Source organism: Gordonia malaquae NBRC 108250 (assembly GCF_000344135.1).
GTDB lineage: Bacteria > Actinomycetota > Actinomycetes > Mycobacteriales > Mycobacteriaceae > Gordonia > Gordonia malaquae.
In genome coordinates, this window is the sequence record NZ_BAOP01000012.1 from 19,675 (window position 1) to 39,948 (window position 20,274).

Genomic DNA, 20,274 nt, shown 5'->3' on the forward strand with positions numbered 1-20,274 from the left:
CCGTCATTTCACGACCGGTTCCGGGCGCCGACCGAACCGGACGTCGGGCGTGTTGGCGACGAACACCGTGCCGTCGATTCCGACGCGGGTCGCGAACACCGGCACCCGAACGCCGTCCGCGTCCAGGCAGCGGCCGTCGAGCAGGCTGAACGCCTGCTTCTTCAACGGTGATGCGACGACCGGGAAACCGTTCCGATCGCCGACGATGCCACGGGACAGTACTGCGGCCTGCCCGATGGGGTCGATGTTGCCGACCGCCCGCAGTGAATCGTCGGCGAGCCGGAACAGAGCCACCTGCACCTGATCGGGGAGGAGGACGGCGACACCGCGCAGCGGCTGGAGCCGGTCGAATGCGCAGGCGGGAGTCCAGTCGCGGGTCCAGCGGTGCAGATCGAAGGCGAGGCTCATCGGGGACTCCTGACGGTGGGCTGTCCGAGGAGAACCGGAACCTTGCGGCCGTGGCTCTCGCCGAACGAGATGGTGGGGTCGGGAACGCCTGGGGCGTTGACGAAGGACGTGAAGCGGGCCAGCTTGTCGGGGTCGTCGAGGACGCCCTTCCACTCGCACTGGTAGCCGGACACGTGGCGGGCCATGTCCGCCTCGAAGTCGGCTGCGAGGCCGAGGCTGTCGTCGACGACAACGGCCTTGACGTGGTCGAGGCCGCCGTCGACGGTCTCCATCCAGGCCGCGGTGCGCTGCAATCGGTCGGCCGTCCGGATGTAGTACATGAGGTACCGGTCGATGTAGCGGACCAAGGTCTCGGTGTCGAGGTCGCCCGCGAGGAGCTGTGCGTGTCGCGGCGTCATTCCGCCGTTGCCGCCGACGTACAGATTCCAGCCGCTCTCGGTCGCGATGACGCCGATGTCCTTGCCGCGTGCCTCCGCGCACTCGCGTGCACAACCGGAGACGCCCATCTTGATCTTGTGCGGCGACCGGAGTCCTCGGTATCGCAGTTCGAGGTCGATGGCGAGCTGCACCGAGTCCTGCTGCCCGTACCGGCACCAGTCCGATCCGGCGCAGCTCTTCACGGTGCGCAACGACTTGCCGTACGCCTGCCCCGACTCCATCCCGCCGTCCACGAGACGCTTCCAGATCTCGGGAAGCTGGTCGACGGTGGCGCCGAACATGTCGATGCGCTGGCCCCCGGTGATCTTGGTGTACAACCCGAAGTCACGGGCGATCTCGCCGATCAAGATGAGCTGATCGGCGCTGATGTCGCCGCCGGGAACTCGAGGCACCACCGAGTACGTGCCGTTGCGTTGGATGTTGGCGAGGAAATGGTCGTTCGAGTCCTGTAGAGACGCCTGCTCGCCGTCGAGGATGTGATCACTGCTCGTGGATGCGAGGATCGACGCGACGGTCGGTTTGCAGATGTCGCAGCCGGTTCCGGTTCCGAAGCGTTCGACCAGGCCGGTGAACGTGCGGATCCCACTCGCGCGGACGAGCTCGAAGAGTTCCGCGCGAGAGGCGCTGAAGTGCTCGCACAGCGCCGTCGACTGTTCGACGCCGGAGTCGGCCAGGATCTGCGACAGCAGCGGGACACACGAGCCGCACGACGTGCCCGCGCCCGTGCACTTCTTGAGCTCGGCGACGTCGCACGCGCCGTTCTCGATCGCCGCGCACAGGGTCCCCTTGGAGACGTCGTTGCAGGAGCAGATCTGGGCGTCGTCGCCGAGCGCGCCGACACCGAGTGCGGGAGCGTCGCCGGATGCCGGGCTGATGAGGGCAACCGGGTCGCCGGGCAGACTCGAACCGACGAGCGGGCGGAGCAGGCCGTACGAGCCGGCGTCGCCCACCAACACACCGCCGAGGAGAGTGGAGGCGTCGTCGGACAGGACGAGCTTGGCGTACGTGCCGTTGATCGGATCGCTCACCACCACGTTCAGCGCGCCCGGGGTCTCGCCATGCGCGTCGCCGAAACTGGCGACGTCCACGCCGAGGAGCTTCAACTTGGTCGAGGTGTCGGCGCCGGGGAACTCTGCGGTGCCGTCGAGGAGGCGGTCGGCGACGACTTCTGCGGTCGCATAGCCCGGGCCCACCAGCCCGTAACACCGTCCTTCGACGGCCGCGACCTCGCCGATCGCGTAGATCGCCGGATCGCTCGTCACGCCGGAAAGGTCGGTGAGCACACCGCCGCGTTCGGCCATCGCGAGTCCGGCGTCTCGTCCGAGTTCGTCGCGCGGGCGGACACCGGCCGCGAAGACGAGCAGAGCCGCGTCGACGACGGTGTCGTCGGCCAGGGTCACCGCGACGCCTGAAGCGCCGGGGGTGATGGCCTTGGTCCCGGACGACAGCGAGATGTCGATGCCGAGCTCGCCGATCATCCGCGCGAGGTGCTCGCCGCCCGCCGGGTCGATCTGTTGGGGCATCAGTCGCGGATTCACCTCGACCACGTGCGGTCGAAGGCCCATCTGGCGGAGCGCGTTCGCGGCCTCCAGACCGAGCAGTCCACCGCCGACGACAAGCCCGACCGGCGTCGTGTCGGGGTTCGCCGCGAGTGCCGCATCAGCGTCGACGCGGATGGCGTCGAGATCGTCGAGAGTGCGGTAGACGTGGCAGCCGACGGTGTCGTGACCCGGCACCGGCGGCACGAACGCGTACGACCCGGTAGCGAGGACCAGCGCGTCGTACGAGACGGTGTGGCCGTCGTCGAGACGGACGACGCGAGCATCGCGGTCGATCCCGGTGACGCGTCGACCGAGCACCACCTGAACGTTGTCGTCTCCGGCGTAGTCGTTGCCCGGCAACGCCAGCGCGCTCCGATCCCAGGCGCCGACATACGACGAGAGGCCGACCCTGTCGTAGGCGGCGTCGGTCTCCTCGCCGATCACGACCACCCGCCACTGCGAGTCGATGTCGCGTGTGCGGAGTGCTTCGACGAAACGGTGACCGACCATTCCGTGCCCGATGACTGCGACTGTTCTGTTCATGGCAACGACGTTATGGATCGGGTGTTGCAGCTGATGGGGCCCGGCGTTGCCCGATTGTCACCGCTTCCGCACAGTGTTACAGATCCGTGTGTGAGGAGGACGGGGTCAGTACACGTCGCGGACGTAGCGGTGATCGGCGGCGAGAGCAGTCACGTACTGGTCGGCGCTGTGCGGCGCGAGACGACCCTGTTGGGCGACGATCTCCCGCAGCGCGTCGTCGACGTCACGCGCCATGCGCGACGCGTCTCCGCACACGTAGACGTGGGCGCCCCGCCGGATCCACGACCACAATTCGGCGGCGTGCTCACGCATCAGGTCCTGGACGTACACCTTCTCGGCCTGATCCCGCGAGAAGGCCACGTCGAGTCGGTCGAGGACGCCCGTGTCGCTGAGCTCGCCGAGCTCGTCGCGATACAGGTAGTCGGAGGCCCGGTGCTGATCACCGAAGAACAACCAGTTGTCGCCCGACGCACCCGACGCGGCTCGATCGTGCAGGAAGCCGCGGAACGGCGCGACACCGGTGCCCGGGCCGATCATGATCGCCGGAGCGTCGGAGTCGGCGGGCGGACCGAACTTGGCGTTGGGTTGGACGAACACTCGGACGGGTGTGTCGGGGCTGGAGTCGGCGAGGAACGTCGAGCACACCCCGCCACGCGTCGAGCCGGACTCTGCCGCTGCGAATCTGACAGCCGACACGGTGATCTCCACTCGGTCGGCGCGGCTCCGGGGACTCGATGAGATCGAGTACAGCCGGGGTTGAAGGGGCCGGAGCACAGTCAGCCACTCTTCGACGTCGGCGACAACCGGGTACGCCGCCAACAGGTCGACCGACTGCCGTCCCCAGGACCAGTCGCTGAACGCCTCCCGATCGTCCACGAGCGTCTGCAAGAACGGGTCGTCGTGACGATCGCTGACGAACACCAGGAGGTCGCGGGTGAGCCGCGCGATCTCGAATTGTTCGGACAGCGCCGACCGAAGCGGCGTCTCGCCCGAACCCACGGCGACGGGAAGGTCGCCGTCCAGTCCCGTCGCCGTCAGCCACTCGTCGACCAGGGACGGCGAGTTGGACGGCCACACTCCGAGAGCGTCGCCCGCCGTGTACGTGAGGGTGCCGGCGGGCAGGTCGAACGCCAGACGACGCACCTCTTTCGCCGAACTCTCGCCGGTCAAGAGCTCGTTGGCCACCAAGGACGTCGTCAGCGGATTCTTGCGGGAATACGTCTCGACTGCGCTCGACGAGCCGGGAAGGTCTGAGCTCGACGAGCTGGAGAGGCCCGTGCTCGACGAGCCGGAAGGATCCGCGCTCGACGGTTGGGGAGAGGCGAGCTGTGGAAGGAGTGCTGCGATCCAGGCGTCGGCGACGGCGTCGTCCCCAGGCTCGCAGGACACACGCGCCGCGATGCGTGTCGCTCCGAGATGAGCGAGCCGCCCGTCGAGTTTGCGGGCGAAACCGCAGAAGTCGGCGTACGAGGAGTCGCCGAAGCCGATGACGGCGTAGGCCAGGTCGTCGACGTCCGACTCGGTGGCCGCCGACAGCCGGGTCCACAGCGCCGCTCCATTGTCCGGTGGGTCTCCGTCGCCGGTCGTCGACACGACGAACAGCACGGTGCCGTGAAGTTCGTCGAGGTCGACGGCATCGGCACAGCGCACCGTGGTGGTGACACCCGCCGAGCCCAATGTGGGCTCGAGGCCGATCGCGTACTCCTCGGCGGTCCCGGTCTGCGATGCCCAGACAACCGTCACCGACGGCTGCGCCGGAGCTCTGTGGGCGACGGCCGCGGCGGGAGTGCGCGAGTAGAAGCCCGCGAGGACACCATCGGCCCACGCCCGGACGTCCTCGGACAGCGGCGACTGTGCGGGGATCGTCGGGATCTCGTCGACGGGCGGATTGGCGGTGAGACCGTGTACAAGGCCGGACAGGTACGCCTGCTCGGCGGGCTCGGGCTCCGGACGGCGCCCGACGGTTCCGAACACTCCGGCGAGCGGATGGGCGTCGAGCGGTTCAGCGGTCACAGGGGGCGTCTCCAACGGTTGATCGATGCGGGTCAGCACGACAGCGCACGCTTTGAACTCGGGCTGCAGGGAGTCCTGGTCGACGGCGTCGCTGGTCACGGCGTTGACGGCGAGATCGGGACCGGCGGCGTCGTTGAAGTGCATCGGCACGAAGCAGCAGCCGGGGGAGATGTCGGCCGAGATCTGTGCCGGCACGCGGACGGCGCCGCGACGAGAGCGGACCTCAACCCGGTCGCCGTCCGCGATGCCGAGACCGGCCGCCGTGTCCGGATGCAGTTGGACGAAACTCGACGGATTGAGTCGGTTGAGTTTGGGAACTCGGCCGGTCTTGCTCATCGTGTGCCATTGGTGTGCGAGTCGCCCGGTGGTCATGAGCAGCGGGAAGTCGTCGTCGGGAAGCTCCGCGGGCGGCAGGTAGGGGCGGGCGAGGAACTGCGCACGCCCGTTGGCGGTCGCGAAGCGAAGACCGTCGCCGTCGATGTACCGGATCGGGTTGCGGTCGGGCCCTCCCGGGGCAGCCGGCCATTGCACGGGGCCGCCGCGGAGTCGACTGTGGTCGACACCCCGGACGTCCCATCCGGTGCGCGGGTTGTGGAAGGTCTTCAACTCGTCGAACACGGCTGCCGTGTCGGGGAAGTCGAAATCGTCTCCGAACCCCATGGCGGTTGCGACGTCGCAGATCAGACGCCAGTCGGGCCGCGCGTCGCCAGGCGGAGGGACAGCGGGGACGCACAAGGTGAGGCTCCGTTCAGAGTTCACCATGACCCCCTCCGCCTCGGTCCAGAGCGCTGCCGGGAGGATGATGTCGGCGTACTCCGCCGTCTCCGTGCCGGTGAAGACCTCTTGCACGATCACGAGGTCCGCACGTTCCAGGGCGTCGATCACGGTCTGCCGGTTGGCGACCGACGCGACCGGATTGGTGCAGATGATCCACGCGGCGCGGATCTCGCCGGCAGCCATCCGTTCGAACATGTCGATGGTGCCGCCGCCCGGATCCGACCGCAGGGTTCCCGGATCGAGTCCCCAGACCGATTCGACTTCGGCTCGGTCACGCTCGAGCAGCGCCGTCCGCTGACCTGGGAGACCGGGACCCATGTAGCCCATCTCGCGGCCGCCCATCGCATTCGGCTGCCCGGTCAACGAGAACGGCCCCGATCCGGTGCGACAGATCGCGCCCGTCGCCAGATGAAGGTTGCAGATCGCGTTGGTATGCCAGGTGCCGTGTGTGGACTGGTTGAGCCCCATCGTCCACAGGCTCACCCACTCGTCGGCGTCGACGATCATCTGCGCCACCGCGCGGAGATCGTCCACGGCGAGCCCGGTGACCTCGGCGACCCGCTCCGGCGGGTACTCGTCCAACAGCGGGCCCATCGTGTCCCAGCCGTCGGTGTTGGCTTCGATGAAACCCTGATCCACACCGCCGGCGTCGACGACGAGGCGGAGCAGGCCGTTGAGCAGCGCGAGGTCGGTGCCCGGCCGTACCGGGAGATAGATGTCGGCTTTGGCGGCGGTCGCGGTGCGGCGAGGGTCGACGACGACAAGCTTCGCGCCCGCCTTCACTCGGTCCATCATGCGCAGGTACAGGATCGGATGGCACTCGGCCATGTTCGCGCCGATCACGAAGAACAGATCGGCGTGGTCGAGGTCGTCATAGCTGCCCGGCGGCCCGTCGGCGCCGAGGGACTGCTTGTATCCGGTGCCCGCGGACGCCATGCACAGGCGCGAGTTCGACTCGATCTGATTGGTCCCGAGGAATCCCTTGGTCAGCTTGTTCGAGAGGTACTGAGCCTCCAGCGACATCTGGCCCGACACGTAGACGGCGACCGAGTCCGGACCGTGCTCGTCGCGGATCGCGGACAGCCTGCGGGCGGCCTCGGCCACGGCGGCGTCGGTGGTGACCGCTGCCCGTTCGGACAACCGATCCGGACGAACGAACGCTGAGGTCAGGCGGCCCGGAGCCGCGAGCATGTCGACGGTGGTCGAGCCCTTCGTGCAGAGCCTTCCCCGATTGGCCGGATGCCCCGGTGTGCCCTTCGACGCGGTCACTGCACCGTCGACCACGGTGAGGGTCAGACCGCAGCCGACGCCGCAGTAACCGCACACGGTGTCGACGGTGCGAGTGGCATCGTTCATGCGTTGATGGTCGCCACCGCGTGTTTCCAGATGTGCCCCTTCGTGTTACGCCCCGATCAACCGTGAGTGATGATGGTCATATGCGCGATGCAGTGATCGTCGATGCGGTTCGCACCCCCATCGGCAAGAGAAACGGTTCCTTGTCCACGATCCACCCCGGTGACCTGACCGGACACGTCCTCGGGGCGCTCGCCGACCGAGTCGGGTTCGATCCAGCCACCGTCGACGACGTCGTCTGGGGTTGCGTCAGCCAGGTGGGTGATCAAGCGGGCAGCATCGGACGAGTGGGTGTTCTCGCCGCGGGATGGCCGGAGTCGGTTCCGGCGACCGTCGTCGACCGACGATGCGGATCGGGTCAGCAGGCGGTCGTGTTCGCGGCCGCCGGCGTGATCGCCGGTCACTACGACATCGCGATCGCGGGCGGCGTGGAGTCGATGTCCCGGGTTCCGATGGGCTCGGCCCGCGGCGACGGTGCGCCCTACCCGGCGTCGGTCCTCGACCGCTACGGCGTTGATGGATTCAACCAGGGTCTCGGCGCGGAGATGATGGCGAAGCGCTGGGATCTGTCTCGCCAGGTGCTCGACGAGTACTCGGCCCGCTCCCACGAACGCACCGCGGCGGCCATCGACGCCGGAGCGTTCGACGCACAGCTCGCGCCGATCGGCGGGCTGACGCACGACGAAGGCCTCCGTCGCGGCACGACAGCCGAGAAGCTGGGCGGCCTGAAGACGCCGTTCGACCCCGAGGGTGTGATCACGGCCGGCAATGCGTCGCAGATCTCCGACGGTGCCGGCGCACTGCTCGTCACGTCGTCGGAGACCGCGGCGGACCACGGTTGGAGGCCGTTGGCCCGCATCCACACCACGGTCCTCGCCGGGGACGACCCGGTGATCATGCTCAGCGCGCCGATCGCCGCGACCGAGAAGGCCTTGAAGCGATCCGGCCTGTCGATCGGCGACATCGGCGCGTTCGAGGTGAATGAGGCGTTCGCACCGGTGCCGCTCGCGTGGCAGAAGGAGACCGGCGCGTCCGACGCCGTCCTGAACCCGCTCGGCGGCGCCATCTCAGTCGGTCATCCGCTCGGCGGGTCCGGGGCCATCCTCATGACCCGCCTTGTGCACCACATGCGCGACAACGGGATCCGCTACGGCCTGCAGACGATGTGTGAGGCGGGCGGCATGGCCAACGCGACGATCCTGGAGCTGCTGTGAGCGATGACCTGCTGATTGAGCGTGACGGCGACGTCGTCACCTGGACTCTCAATCTTCCAGACCTGCGCAATGCGATCTCCGACGTCGGGATCATCGACGCGATCGTCGACGCGGTCACCGCGACCAACAACGACCATTCGATCCGCGCGGTGATCCTGACCGGCGCGGGTTCGGCGTTCTCGGCCGGTGGCAATGTGAAGGCGATGGCCGCCGGTGAGGGGCTTTTCGGCGGGGCCGGTCACACCCAACGAATCGGCTATCGCGAGGGCATTCAGCGGATTCCGCGCGCCATGTACTCATTGGAAGTGCCGGTGATCGCTGCGGTGAACGGTCCGGCCGTGGGCGCTGGGTGCGACCTCGCGATGATGTGCGACCTCCGCGTCGCGTCGTCGACGGCGTTCTTCGCGGAGAGCTTCGTGAAGCTGGGCATCATTCCCGGCGACGGCGGCGCGTGGTTCCTGCCCCGGATCATCGGTCCGGCGCGCGCCGCGGAGATGGCTCTGACCGGTGATCGGGTGGACGCCGCGACAGCACTCGACTGGGGAATGGTGTCGCAGGTCGTCGATCCCGACGAGCTGCTGCCGACGGCGAGGGCCCTCGCCGCGCGGGTCGCGGTGAATCCGCCTGTCGCGGTTCGCATGACGAAGAAGCTGTTGCGCGAATCGTCCCAGCAGACTCTCGACCAGCTCCTCGAACTGTCCGCCGCGATGCAGGGGCTGGCTCACCAGACCGAGGACCACCGCGAGGCGGTCGCCGCGATGCTCGAGAAGCGCCCCGGCGTCTACATCGGGCGCTGACCGTGCGTGTGATCGTCGTCGGTGCCGGGATAGCGGGACTCACCGCAGCCGTCGCCCTGCACCGCGACGGTCACGACGTGACGGTCCTCGAACGCTCGCCGGATCCTGATCCTAGAGCGCAGTCCCGTGCGCCTCGAGCGCAGTCTCCTGATCCTCGAGCGCAGTCGAGAGGCGGCATCTCCATCTGGCCGAACGCCTTGGCAGCGCTCGACCGGATCGACGTGGGCGATGCAGTTCGCGCGGCCGGGGGAGCGGTTGCTGCGGGCGCAGTTCGTTGGCGCGACGGAAGCTGGATTCGACGCCCGGCGGCCGATCGCCTGGTCGACGCTCTCGGCGAACCGTTGGTCGTCATCGAACGGTCGGTGCTCCTGTCCGTGCTCGCGGACCGGTTGCCTGCCGGGACGGTGCGATACGGCGTCGACGTCGAGTCGTCGTCCGATCTTGACTCCGACGTGGTGATCGGTGCGGACGGGATCGCGTCGCGGGTGGCGACCGCGGTGGACGGTCCGCTGCCGCGAACCTATTGCGGTTACACCGCGTGGCGCGGCGTGGCCGACGCGAGCTTCGATCCGGTTCTGGCGGGAGAGGTGCTCGGCCCCCGATCACAGTTCGGGCTGGTCCCGCTCGGTGAGGACCGCACGTACTGGTTCGCGACCCAGCAACTGCCGGAGCGATCGTTCTTCGACGACGAGCTTGCGCACGTCAAGGACCTGGTCGCCGGGTGGGCGACGCCGCTGCCGGACCTGGTCGCGGCGACCGCGCCTCAGAATCTCCTGCGCAACGACCTTCACGATCGCCCGACCGCGGGGCGGTGGGCAGACGGACGAACGGTGCTGATCGGCGACGCCGCGCACCCGATGCGCCCGCACCTCGGGCAGGGCGGCTGTCAGGCGATCGAGGACGCTGTGATTCTGGCCGCGTGCATCGCCACGGGCCCCGACGTCGACTCCGCCTGCCGGACTTTCGAGCGCGTACGACGCGGACGGGTCACCGCGATCGTGCGTGAGTCGAAGCTCATCGGTCGAGTCGTGAACGGTCGGCCCGCAGCACTGGCGGGCGCGATGATTCGAGCCAGTGTCCTTGGCCCGGACCTGTTGGTCCGCAGACATCTCGCGCAGATCGCCGGGCGGGCGGCCTTCGAGCGAAACCTCGACCGCGTCTGACCCTCGAATGTTCTCCGCCCGTCGAGCGCGGGTTTTTGCTCGTCGCGCGAAGTCGAGACGTACCGTGGCGAGCATGACTGTCACACTCTCCGCCCGTGCCCTGCTGCTCGACATGGACGGGACGCTCGTCGACTCGACGCCCGTGGTGAATCGGATCTGGAGTGAGTGGGCTGTTGACCATGACGTGGACGTCGAGGACGTTCTGCATCGGGCGCACGGCCGCCAAGGCCACGATGTGATGGCGGAGTTCTTGCCTGACCGGCCGCAGGAGGAGAACGTCCGCGAGAACGACCTCATGCTCGCGAGGGAGGTCGCCGAGACCGAGGGGATCGTCGAGATCCCCGGTGCCGCAGAGTTCCTCGCGTCGCTCGCCGGGCTGCCGCACGCACTCGTAACCTCGGCCAACGAACCACTCGCGGCAGGTCGAATGGCAGCCGCGGGACTCTCGTTGCCGTCGATAGCGGTCATGGCCGACGATGTCGCGGCGAGCAAGCCCGACCCCGAGGGCTTCCTGAAGGCTGCGGGGATCCTCGGCGTGGACCCGGCGGATTGCATCGTGTTCGAGGACTCGCGTGCCGGCATCACGGCTGCGCGGGCCGCCGGAATGCGTGTGATCGGTGTGGGTGACGCCGTGGCGTTCGAGCCCGACCACGTTGTGCCCGACCTGACGGCGGTAACGGTCACGCCAACACCGGACGGCGTCGAGGTCACGGTGCGCTCGTAACGGTTCCGAACTCTCCCGTCAGCCGATAGCGTTGGGACTCAACCACTATCGGAGGTCATGGACATGGACGTTCTTGCAGCATCAGAGATTCTGGCTCGTTCGACAACGCTGATGAATGTGGGCTGGATCGGGTACATCGTGATCGGTGCGATCGCCGGCTTCATCGCCGGGAAGATCGTTCACGGCAGCGGTTCGGGATTCTTCGCGAACATCGTGATCGGCATCATCGGCGCCCTGATCGGCGGTTTTCTGCTCAGCTTCTGGTTCGACACCGAATCCGGCGGCTGGTGGTTCACGCTGTTCACCGCGGTCCTCGGCTCGGTGATCCTGCTCTGGGTGATGGAGAAGCTCCAGAAGTCGCGCCGCTGACCTGCCGCGCCGATCGCAGCGATCAGTCCAGCGTCACACCGAGGTGCGCGGCGAAGTGATTGACGAGGCCGACGGCCTGGTCGGTGTCCATCGTGGAACCGCGTAGGCCGTCCAGGTGATGCACGTTGCCGATGGTCAAGCCGCGCAGGTCGACGTCGGTCAGTTCAGCTTGATGCACATCGAGTGTCTCGACGCGGCAGGCGGTGAACGACACGCGAGCCACCGTCGCGCCGCCGAAGTCGAGTTCGCCGATGATGCAGCCGCGGAACTCGACGTCGCGCACGTCGCAGCCACGCAGGTTGACCAGCTCGATCTTGCAGTTCTCGACGACCATCGAGCGGACCTTGCCGTCGAAGAGGTCGAGCGCGCCGATCCGGCTGTCGGCGAGGTGAACGTTGCGGAGAAATGCTCGGGCGAGGGTGAATCGGGGAGCGGTGATCCGAGTGAGTCGTGAGTCTGCGAACCGGGCTCCGGTGAAGTCGGTGTCGTCGAGGTTCGACGCCACGATCTCGCACTCGACGAGGGATACGCCCACGGCGGATTCGCCTGCGAGGTCGACGTTGTCGAACATGGCCAACTCGACGTCGGAGTGCGGCGCGATGTCGGTCGCATCTCCCGTTTCGAGTTCTGGGAGGACCAGACGTTCCAAGCGAGGTGCACGTGGCACGTTCCGACCTTTCGTAGTTTTCGTACTGGTGATCGATCCTACCGACGTCGGCGGGCGTCCGATCGCGCTGAAGCCTGCCGGCTGAGTGTCGCCGGACGCCGTGGGGATCGGTGTGTTCGATCAGGTCCAGCGGGTTGTCGTGCAAGAGTGATCAGCGGGGGCCTGCTGTAGGCAGGTGAGAACTACAAGGGGGAACAATGACAAGATCTGACGGCTTGACCGCATTCTCGTGGACGCTCATCGCGATCGCAGGCGTGGTGGCGGTCGTGACGGGGAGTGGAGAAGGCGCCGGCGACCGGATTCTCATCGTGTTGTTGGTAGCAGCAGTGGTGGCGGCGATTCAGTCCATCGGCCGAGAACCGGAGGTCTTGGATTCAGAGTGACAGGTGCTCGCACCGCCAACCGTGGGCACACGGAGTGCCGCGGCCGCCCATGCCAGACGATCGGCGCGTAAGGTTCCCCGATTTCGTGAGAAGTCCGGGAAACGAGAGCTTCCGCCGCTGTTTTGGGGAACCTTAAACGCCGTTCACTGTGGGCAGGTCGCGCCAGTGGTACGTCTCATGACGGCGGACCGTCCATGGCGGCGCGAGGGCCTTCAGCCGTACCACTCGCGAGAATCCGCTGAATCAGATTGACCGCTGCTCGTGCCGCTCACTTGGGTCTTAGTCAGGTCGGTTCATCCACGACCACAGTCGGCTCCGAGATTGCGGCCGGGATGCGTCGTCGTCAAGGATTGACCAATCCTGGAGGCGGTTGAGGGCTTGTTCCGCCAACAGGTAGTTGTGGGACTGCGCGTGCCGTGTCAGCTTGCCCGCACGCATCCGATCGAGTGCGAACCGCGCCGCGGCCCGTCGGATCGGTTCCGATTCCCCGAGGGCACTCACGAACGCTTGAATCGACGCGAAGCGTAGTACTTCTTCGTCGGCGCCTCCTCTGGTGTGCAGTACTCCCTGCATCGTTGCCCCGTGCTTCTTCAGTCGACGTCGGGTTCCCCGAGCTGGGAGGAATTGGTAGTGGGTTCCGACATCGACGATCACATCGCCGTTCGGCGCTCGGCTGATCCACAGCATCTCGAGGATGCCCATGTTCACCGTCACGATGCGGGTGTATCCCGGCGACACTCGGAGCGCGGGCAACGCCGACACCGCCCAGTACGTCGCTTCGGTCTCGGCGGGAAACGGCACCGCCGTGCGGAGATAGATGCTGACGGCATCGATGATCGCGTCGGCCTCGGGGAGATCCAAGAGACGAGTGAAGTTCTTCTGAGATCGGCTGATCTCATTCGGATCAGGGCTTCGCCGTGAATCGGGTGCGTGGAGGTTCACGCCGGCCGGATCCGCGAGCCACCCGATCTGTCGTTCGGTGACTATCAGTTCGTCGAAGGCGGTGTCGTGTAGGACTGACGAGGCGTGCTCTGTGTTGAACACAGTCAGCTTTCGAGACCGGATCGCTTCGTGGATGAACTCTCGTTCGATGTCGCGGAGCTCGGGCCGGTCGCCGGAATGCTCGAGGTATCGGAAGTTCTGGATGTTGGCGAATCCGTAGTCGACCAGGTGTCGACGGAGGCGTTTGACGATGGAGTCGTTCGAGATCCCGATGTAGACCTCGTGCTTCTCGCCCTCCCAGAGATAGAGACCGACGGGGCGTCCGCCGTGCTCGCGCGCTGTCGCCCGCAGGTTTTGGTCTGTCATCACAATCGGATCGCCGAATCCGTGGGAACGCGCCCACGCATCTACAGTTCGATTGGCTGTCCAGTCCGGATTGATCTTGTTCGGTGTTTCGGGCATTGCTGGATAGTAGGAAGTCGCGCGGAGCTCGAGGGCAGTTTCCGGTGTCGTTGCAACGGATGAATCTTGTTGAGCGCGTGTTGGTCTGCGCGTAAGGTTCCCCGATTTCGTGAGAAGTCCGGGAAACGAGAGCTTCCGCCGCTGTTTTGGGGAACCTTAAACGCCGTTCACTGTGGGCAGGTCGCGCCAGTGGTACGTCTCATGACGGCGGACCGTCTATGACGGCTCGATGACCGTCAGCGGTACCACTCGCGCGATACGACTGTATGGGTGCCCCCGATAGGATTCGAACCTATGACCGGCGGATTAGAAGGCCGCTGCTCTATCCCCTGAGCTACGGAGGCGTCGACCGTCACACTAGGTGGCGGCGAGGGTTGAGTATATCGGGTCCTACGATGGACTCATGACAACGACGTCGCCTGCGAGCGGTACGGACAAGAGCGACGGCGCGATGATCGACCACGATCGGCTGAAGGACCCCTCCGGAATCCGGCGGATCCTGATCGCGGTGATGATGGTGCTCGGCTCCGTGGCGGGTGTCCTCGTGACTGCTGCTTCGGCGGCGACGGCGCTGAAGCTGACCGGACTTCCCGACGCGGGGAACCTCACGACCTACGGAATCCCGGTGGTCACCGTGGTGGGCCAGATCAGTGCGGCGATCGGCTTCGGGTGCGCGATGTTCGCAGCGTTCTTCGTTCCGCCCCAGCGGTCGGGAATCTTGGACGCAGGCGGGTTCCGCGCGATCCGATGGGCGTATGCAGCGATGCTGACCTGGGCCGTCTGTGGTCTCATGCTGGTTCCGCTGACGATCTCGAATCAGAGCGGACACTCGTTGGGGGAGACCCTCAAGCCCGACAATCTCATGAACGCCTACGGTCAGGTGGCCGAAGCGCGGTACTGGCTGTGGACGGCGATCTTCGCGATCGCAGCCGCCATCGTCGCGCGCCTTGCACTCGCGTGGGGGTGGACGTTCGTCGTTCTTGCGTTGGCATTCCTGTCCCTGATGCCGTCGGCGTTGGCCGGGCACTCGTCGTCGGGCGGTTCGCACGACATCGCGACCAACAGCCTGATCATCCACATCGTTGCGGCGGCCGCGTGGCTCGGCGGTCTGCTCGCGGTCCTCGCGTACGCGTTCGGTGACGGTCGATGGCGGACTCTGGCGCTGCGCCGGTACTCGCGGGTGGCCTTCTGGTGCCTCTTCGCGGTCGGCATCAGCGGCGTCATCAACGCGCTGGTCCGCATGCCGATCGGCGAACTGTTCACCACCACGTACGGACTCATCGTCCTCGGCAAGCTCGCCGCGTTTGTACTGGCAGGCGTCATCGGTGGACTGCACCGGGCCGTCACGTTGCGGGAGTTGGAAGAGACCGACGAACCTCGGAAGTCGCTGTTCGTGCGCTTCGCCGCGGTGGAAGCCCTCGTCTTCGCAGTGGCGTTCGGATTCGGCGCGGGGCTGTCACGGACGCCGCCTCCGGTCCTGTCGACGGCCGACGTGACACCGATGGAACTCAAGATCGGCTACAACGTCGACGGAGCTCCGACGCTTGCGCGACTGGCGTTCGACTGGCGCTTCGACCTGATCTTCGGCACCGCGGCGATCATCGCGGCGGTCGTCTATCTCCGCGGTGTCTACCGCCTGCGCAAGCGAGGCGACGCCTGGCCGATCGGTAGGACCATCGCCTGGATCGCAGGCTGCCTCGGCCTGCTCATCGCGACGTCGTCGGGGATGGGACGGTATTCGCCCGCGTTGTTCAGCAGTCACATGATGAGCCACATGATGCTGTCGATGCTGGTGCCGGTGCTGATGGTCCTGGGTGGTCCGGTGACACTGGCCCTGCGCGCGATCCCGCCCGCGGGACGCGGCAACCCGGATGGTCCCCGTGAGTGGATCCTCGCAGGGCTGCACAGCAAGTACTCCCGGATTATCACGCACCCGCTCATCGCGGTCACGGTGTTCGTCGGCAGCTTCTACGTCCTCTACCTCGGTGGGCTGTTCGTCGCCGTCGTCGAGAACCACTCGGCGCACCTGCTGATGAATCTGCACTTCCTGCTGAGCGGGTACCTGTTCTACTGGATCGTCATCGGCATCGACCCCGCGCCGCGGCAGCTCAGTCACGTCGGGAAGCTCGGCATCGTGCTCGGCGCACTGCCGTTCCACGCCTTCTTCGGCGTCGCATTGATGATGACCACGGGGATCATCGCCGAGCAGTACTACAAGGGGCTGCAACTGCCGTTCGCGCTGGATCTCGCCGCAGACCAGAAGGTGGGCGGCGGTATCGCGTGGGCCACCGGCGAGTTCCCGCTCGTGTTGGTCATGTTGGCGCTGCTGATCCAGTGGCGGCGTCAGGACGACAAGGTCGCCCGGCGATTCGACCGCCGCGAGGAGCGCGACGAAGACGCCGAACTGGAGGCGTACAACAAGATGCTGCGTGAGATGAAGGATGCGAGAGACTAGCTCAGAACAGCGCTAGGCGAACGCGTAGGGCACCTGGAGCGACCGCTGGTGCTCGAGCCAGGTCTGGACGAGGCGGGCTCCGGTGATCCGCTCGACGCGACGGTGAACGGCTGCGTCGATCCGCTGCCAAGTGTGCTGCGCGATTGTGCCCGCGCGTCGGAGCGACGCGACGATGAACGACGTCACGCGGTGTGCCCATTCGAATTCGGTCGACAGCACGCCGAGTCCGAGGAAGAACGATCCCCAGCCGGGACCCGGGATCGGCAACGGGATCATGACGAGGCCGGCCAGGATGAGCAGGCTTCCGACGACGGCGACGCCGACGCGGTACATGCGATCAAGAGAACGGTGACGCCGGATCGCGTATCGCTGCTTCCGGTGCCAGATCTTGATTCGCAGGCGCGTACTCAAATCGCCGTCCCTCTCCTCGTCCGCCGTGTCGTCGGTGTGTCCGTCGGGCCTGCAGGGTGAACGACCCGGCTTTGCGCGACGGTTCCCAGTGTGACACACGTCATGGGAACAAATCAGGGTTGGCACGCAAACATCGCTCAGGAATTTCCCTGAGTTGAGGACGAGTTGTACCTGTGCAGGAGCGCGGCGAACGTCGCCACATCGTCGGCGGGCCAGTCCGTCAGCCGGGCGCTGATCGCAGCTTCGCTGGCAGATGCGATGTCGCTCAGGGTCGTTCGTGCGAGGTCAGTCAGTTCTAGTCGCTGACCTCGGGCGCTGCGACCGTCCGCCGCGCGCGCCAGTAGACCGCGATCACGGAGTGCGCCGAGCTGTCTGCTCGCCGTCGACTTGTCGATCATTGCAGTGCTCGCCAGTTCGGCGGCGTTCATTCCGGGTCGATCGTCGACCATGCGCAGGAGCGAGTACTCGGTGAAAGTCAGCCCGTTTGCGGCGTAGATGCCGCGCGCGCCGTTTCGGAGTCGGCGGGAGAGCGCTGTCAGTTCGCGCTCGACGGTGACGACGCTCTCTTGCCCGGCCTCATTCATGGTTGTATATTACAACTAAGTCGAAGTTGCATATTGCAACTTCACTGAAATGAAAGGTCGAACGCTTCATGTCAGCCAGCCCGGCACCGGCACTGCCCGTCAAGACGATCGCCTCCCACGTTCTCGTCCCTGTTCTCATCGGCATCGTCATGGCGCTCTGCTACCTGGGCGGCTTCCATAAACCGGACCCGCATGGACTGCGTGTCGATGTCGTCGGGCAGCCCGCAGTCACGCAGCCGGTGGGGGAGGCGTTGTCGGCGAAACTCGGCGACGCCGTCGACCTGGACTACGTCACGACCGTCGGGGAGGCCCGCGCCGCCATCGAGAATCGAGAGATCGTCGCGGCGTTCGTGCCCGGCGCCGACTACAACGAAGTTCTCGTCTCCACGGCTGCGAGTGATCCGACGGCGATGGTCGCCGAGCGCATCTTCTCCTCGGTCAGTGCCCACACGCAGACCCGACTCGTCATCACCGACGTCGTGCCCGCGGATCCGGCCACCGACCCGTCCGGCCAGAGCCTGTTCTTCCTTCTTGTCGCTCTCACGGTCGGCTCTTACGGCACCGGCATCGCTATTGCCGTCGCGGGCGGCGGACGCTCGGTCGGGGTGCGCCTGGCCTTCGCAGCGGCAGCCGCAATCGTCGTCCCCGCCGTGGTCATCGCCGTCGCGTCGGCGTTCGACGCACTGCCGGGCTCGGGCTGGGGAGTGTTCGGACTTGCGGTGTCCTACGCCCTCGCGACGATGCTGTTCGCGATCGGCCTGCATCCGCTGATCGGGCGGTTCACGACCTTCGCCATGGTCACGATCTTCGTCGGACTCAACTTCACGACAAGTGGCGGTGTGTTCGCGCCGGCTCTTCAACCGGCCTTCTTCGGCGTCCTGCACAACTTCTGGATCGGCGCGGGATTCAACGAGGCGGCGCGGAACCTCGCCTACTTCCCGAACCTGAGCATCGCTGGAGAGCTCGGCAAGCTGGCGGGCTGGCTTGTCGCGGCGTTGGTTCTCGTCGCGGTGGCGACCGTCGTGGAGCGACGTCGTCACGCTGTCACCGTGAAGGCGGCGCAGCCGTCACCGGCCCAGCTCTCCGAACTCGAGGAGGAGTTCGTCGCCTGACCTGCTGCTGTGTCGCCCATGCTGATCACGCCACCGTGACGACCGATAGGATGGCCGATGAACCATGCCCACTCTTCCGGCCTGTTGTGACAGCCGAAGTGTCGTGAGCATGTCCGCAATCGCAGTAACCCTGATGCTAGGAGTCGAAACCGGTGGCCGGTGAATTCATTTACACGATGAAGCAGGTGCGCAAGGCGCACGGCGACAAGGTGATCCTCGACAACGTCACCATGAGCTTCTACCCGGGCGCCAAGATCGGCGTCGTCGGACCGAACGGCGCGGGCAAGTCGTCGATCCTCAAGATCATGGCCGGACTCGACCAGCCGTCGAACGGCGAGGCGTTCCTCGACCCGGAGGCGACAGTCGGCATCCTCATGCAGGAGCCGGCGCTCAACGAGGAGAAGACCGTCAAGGAGAACGTCGAGGAGGGCCTCGGCGAGGTCAAGGTCAAGCTCGACCGCTTCAACGAGATCGCCGAGCTCATGGCGACCGACTACTCCGACGAGCTCATGGAGGAGATGGGCAAGCTGCAGGAGTACCTCGACCACGCCGACGCGTGGGACGTCGACTCGCAGCTCGAGCAGGCGATGGACGCTCTGCGCTGTCCGCCCGGAGACCAGCCCGTCACTCATCTGTCCGGCGGTGAGCGCCGCCGCGTGGCGCTGTGCAAGCTGCTGCTGAGCAAGCCCGACCTGCTGCTCCTGGACGAGCCGACCAACCACCTGGACGCCGAGTCGGTCCTGTGGCTGGAGCAGTTCCTCGCGAGCTACGCGGGCGCCGTCCTGGCCGTCACGCACGACCGCTACTTCCTCGATCACGTCGCGCAGTGGATCTGTGAGGTCGACCGCGGCAAGCTGCACCCGTACGAGGGCAACTACTCGACGTACCTCGAGAAGAAGGCCGAGCGGCTCGAAGTCCAGGGCAAGAAGGACCAGAAGCTGCAGAAGCGGCTCAAGGAGGAGCTCGAGTGGGTCCGGTCGGGTGCCAAGGCACGCCAGACCAAGAACAAGGCCCGTCTGGCCCGCTACGAGGAGATGGCGGCCGAGGCCGAGAAGCACCGCAAGCTCGACTTCGAGGAGATCCAGATCCCGACACCGCCTCGTCTGGGCAACGTCGTCGTCGAGGTCGACAACCTCGACAAGGGCTTCGACGGCCGCGTCCTCATCAAGGACCTGTCGTTCACGCTGCCGCGCAACGGCATCGTCGGCGTCATCGGTCCCAACGGTGTCGGCAAGACGACCCTGTTCAAGACCATCGTCGGCCTGGAGGAGCCCGACTCGGGCAGCGTGAAGGTCGGCGAGACCGTCAAGCTGAGCTACGTCGACCAGAACCGCGCGAACATCGACCCGAAGAAGTCGGTGTGGGAGGTCGTCTCCGACGGGCTGGACTTCATCGAGGTCGGTCAGAACGAGATGCCGTCGCGTGCGTACGTCAGCGCCTTCGGCTTCAAGGGCCCGGATCAGCAGAAGCCGTCGGAGGTGCTGTCCGGTGGTGAGCGCAACCGCCTCAACCTCGCACTGACGCTCAAAGAGGGCGGAAACCTGATCCTGCTCGATGAGCCGACCAACGACCTCGACGTCGAGACCCTGAGCTCGCTGGAGAACGCTCTCCAGCAGTTCCCCGGCTGCGCCGTCGTGATCTCGCACGATCGCTGGTTCCTTGACCGGACCTGTACTCACATCCTGGCGTGGGAGGGCAACGTCAACGAAGGCCAGTGGTTCTGGTTCGAGGGCAACTTCGAGGCTTACGAGGCGAACAAGGTGGAGCGTCTGGGTGCCGACGCGGCACGCCCGCACCGGGTGACTCACCGCAAGCTGACGCGCGACTGACAACACCGTCGACGAGCCGGTTCGGAACGTGAAGTTCCGGACCGGCTCGTGTCGTCTGCGGGGTCGGTGCGTCGGACCCGCAGACCATT

Annotated in this window: 16 protein-coding genes and 1 tRNA gene; 9 read left to right on the plus strand and 8 right to left on the minus strand. The window is 66.4% G+C overall.

Features of this window, described 5'->3' with window-relative positions; all coding sequences use genetic code 11:
* Positions 1–3: 3 nt before the first annotated feature.
* The 3 genes from nirD to GM1_RS09415 all read right to left on the minus strand — a co-directional run bounded on the left by nirD (position 4) and on the right by GM1_RS09415 (position 7,076).
* Positions 4–408 carry a nitrite reductase small subunit NirD gene (gene nirD, locus GM1_RS09405; protein WP_008378318.1) on the minus strand — a complete coding sequence of 135 codons (405 nt, stop codon included), beginning with the start codon at positions 406–408 and terminating at the stop codon, positions 4–6.
* A complete protein-coding gene (gene nirB / locus GM1_RS09410) occupies positions 405–2,930 on the minus strand; it encodes a nitrite reductase large subunit NirB (protein ID WP_008378319.1) in 2,526 nt (841 codons plus the stop codon). Before nirB ends, nirD begins: the two co-directional genes overlap by 4 nt.
* 105 nt (positions 2,931–3,035) lie before the next feature.
* On the minus strand, positions 3,036–7,076 hold the full coding sequence (locus GM1_RS09415) for a bifunctional nitrate reductase/sulfite reductase flavoprotein subunit alpha (protein ID WP_008378320.1): 4,041 nt from the start codon (positions 7,074–7,076) through the stop codon (positions 3,036–3,038).
* Between the two features lie 80 nt (positions 7,077–7,156).
* Here GM1_RS09415 and GM1_RS09420 point away from each other — a divergent pair, with 80 nt between their 5' ends.
* The 5 genes from GM1_RS09420 (at position 7,157) to GM1_RS09440 (ending at position 11,340) form a co-directional block, all read left to right on the plus strand.
* On the plus strand, positions 7,157–8,287 hold the full coding sequence (locus tag GM1_RS09420; protein ID WP_008378321.1) for a thiolase family protein: 1,131 nt from the start codon (positions 7,157–7,159) through the stop codon (positions 8,285–8,287).
* Complete coding sequence (locus GM1_RS09425) at positions 8,284–9,084, plus strand: crotonase/enoyl-CoA hydratase family protein (RefSeq protein ID WP_008378322.1); 801 nt, start codon at positions 8,284–8,286, stop codon at positions 9,082–9,084. The genes GM1_RS09420 and GM1_RS09425 overlap by 4 nt, the downstream gene beginning before the upstream one ends.
* A complete protein-coding gene (locus GM1_RS09430) occupies positions 9,081–10,247 on the plus strand; it encodes an FAD-dependent oxidoreductase (protein WP_040519791.1) in 1,167 nt (388 codons plus the stop codon). Before GM1_RS09425 ends, GM1_RS09430 begins: the two co-directional genes overlap by 4 nt.
* A 73-nt stretch (positions 10,248–10,320) precedes the next feature.
* Positions 10,321–10,971, plus strand: a complete 651-nt coding sequence (locus GM1_RS09435; protein ID WP_008378324.1) for an HAD-IA family hydrolase — start codon at positions 10,321–10,323, stop codon at positions 10,969–10,971.
* A 63-nt stretch (positions 10,972–11,034) separates the two neighbouring features.
* Complete coding sequence (locus GM1_RS09440; protein ID WP_040519803.1) at positions 11,035–11,340, plus strand: GlsB/YeaQ/YmgE family stress response membrane protein; 306 nt, start codon at positions 11,035–11,037, stop codon at positions 11,338–11,340.
* 22 nt (positions 11,341–11,362) lie between these two features.
* On the opposite strand, the gene GM1_RS09445 is transcribed toward GM1_RS09440, so the two are convergent.
* Positions 11,363–12,007, minus strand: a complete 645-nt coding sequence (locus GM1_RS09445) for a pentapeptide repeat-containing protein (RefSeq protein WP_008378326.1) — start codon at positions 12,005–12,007, stop codon at positions 11,363–11,365.
* A 197-nt stretch (positions 12,008–12,204) separates the two neighbouring features.
* Between GM1_RS09445 and GM1_RS22280 the strand changes: the two genes are divergently transcribed.
* Positions 12,205–12,390, plus strand: coding sequence for a hypothetical protein (locus GM1_RS22280; protein ID WP_008378327.1), 186 nt, complete (start codon positions 12,205–12,207; stop codon positions 12,388–12,390).
* 279 nt (positions 12,391–12,669) lie between these two features.
* Here GM1_RS22280 and GM1_RS09450 read toward each other — a convergent pair whose 3' ends face one another.
* Together GM1_RS09450 and GM1_RS09455 are read right to left on the minus strand one after the other, a co-directional pair.
* On the minus strand, positions 12,670–13,698 hold the full coding sequence (locus GM1_RS09450; protein ID WP_157435923.1) for a GIY-YIG nuclease family protein: 1,029 nt from the start codon (positions 13,696–13,698) through the stop codon (positions 12,670–12,672).
* Positions 13,699–14,065: 367 nt separating this feature from the next.
* Positions 14,066–14,138: transfer RNA gene (locus GM1_RS09455), tRNA-Arg, on the minus strand.
* Between the two features lie 59 nt (positions 14,139–14,197).
* Here GM1_RS09455 and GM1_RS09460 point away from each other — a divergent pair.
* Positions 14,198–16,249 carry a bifunctional copper resistance protein CopD/cytochrome c oxidase assembly protein gene (locus GM1_RS09460; RefSeq protein ID WP_008378329.1) on the plus strand — a complete coding sequence of 684 codons (2,052 nt, stop codon included), beginning with the start codon at positions 14,198–14,200 and terminating at the stop codon, positions 16,247–16,249.
* A 12-nt stretch (positions 16,250–16,261) separates the two neighbouring features.
* Here the strand turns inward: GM1_RS09460 and GM1_RS09465 are convergent, their stop codons facing one another.
* Together GM1_RS09465 and GM1_RS09470 are read right to left on the minus strand one after the other, a co-directional pair.
* Positions 16,262–16,582, minus strand: coding sequence for a PGPGW domain-containing protein (locus tag GM1_RS09465; RefSeq protein ID WP_008378330.1), 321 nt, complete (start codon positions 16,580–16,582; stop codon positions 16,262–16,264).
* Between the two features lie 215 nt (positions 16,583–16,797).
* The gene (locus GM1_RS09470) at positions 16,798–17,244 is read right to left on the minus strand and encodes a MarR family winged helix-turn-helix transcriptional regulator (protein ID WP_008378331.1); all 447 of its coding nucleotides are present in this window, start codon (positions 17,242–17,244) and stop codon (positions 16,798–16,800) included.
* 68 nt (positions 17,245–17,312) lie between these two features.
* On the opposite strand from GM1_RS09470, the gene GM1_RS09475 reads away from it, so the two are divergent.
* Together GM1_RS09475 and ettA are read left to right on the plus strand one after the other, a co-directional pair.
* Positions 17,313–18,356 carry an ABC-2 transporter permease gene (locus tag GM1_RS09475; protein WP_008378332.1) on the plus strand — a complete coding sequence of 348 codons (1,044 nt, stop codon included), beginning with the start codon at positions 17,313–17,315 and terminating at the stop codon, positions 18,354–18,356.
* Positions 18,357–18,508: 152 nt separating this feature from the next.
* Positions 18,509–20,185, plus strand: a complete 1,677-nt coding sequence (gene ettA, locus GM1_RS09480; protein WP_008378333.1) for an energy-dependent translational throttle protein EttA — start codon at positions 18,509–18,511, stop codon at positions 20,183–20,185.
* Positions 20,186–20,274: the final 89 nt, after the last annotated feature.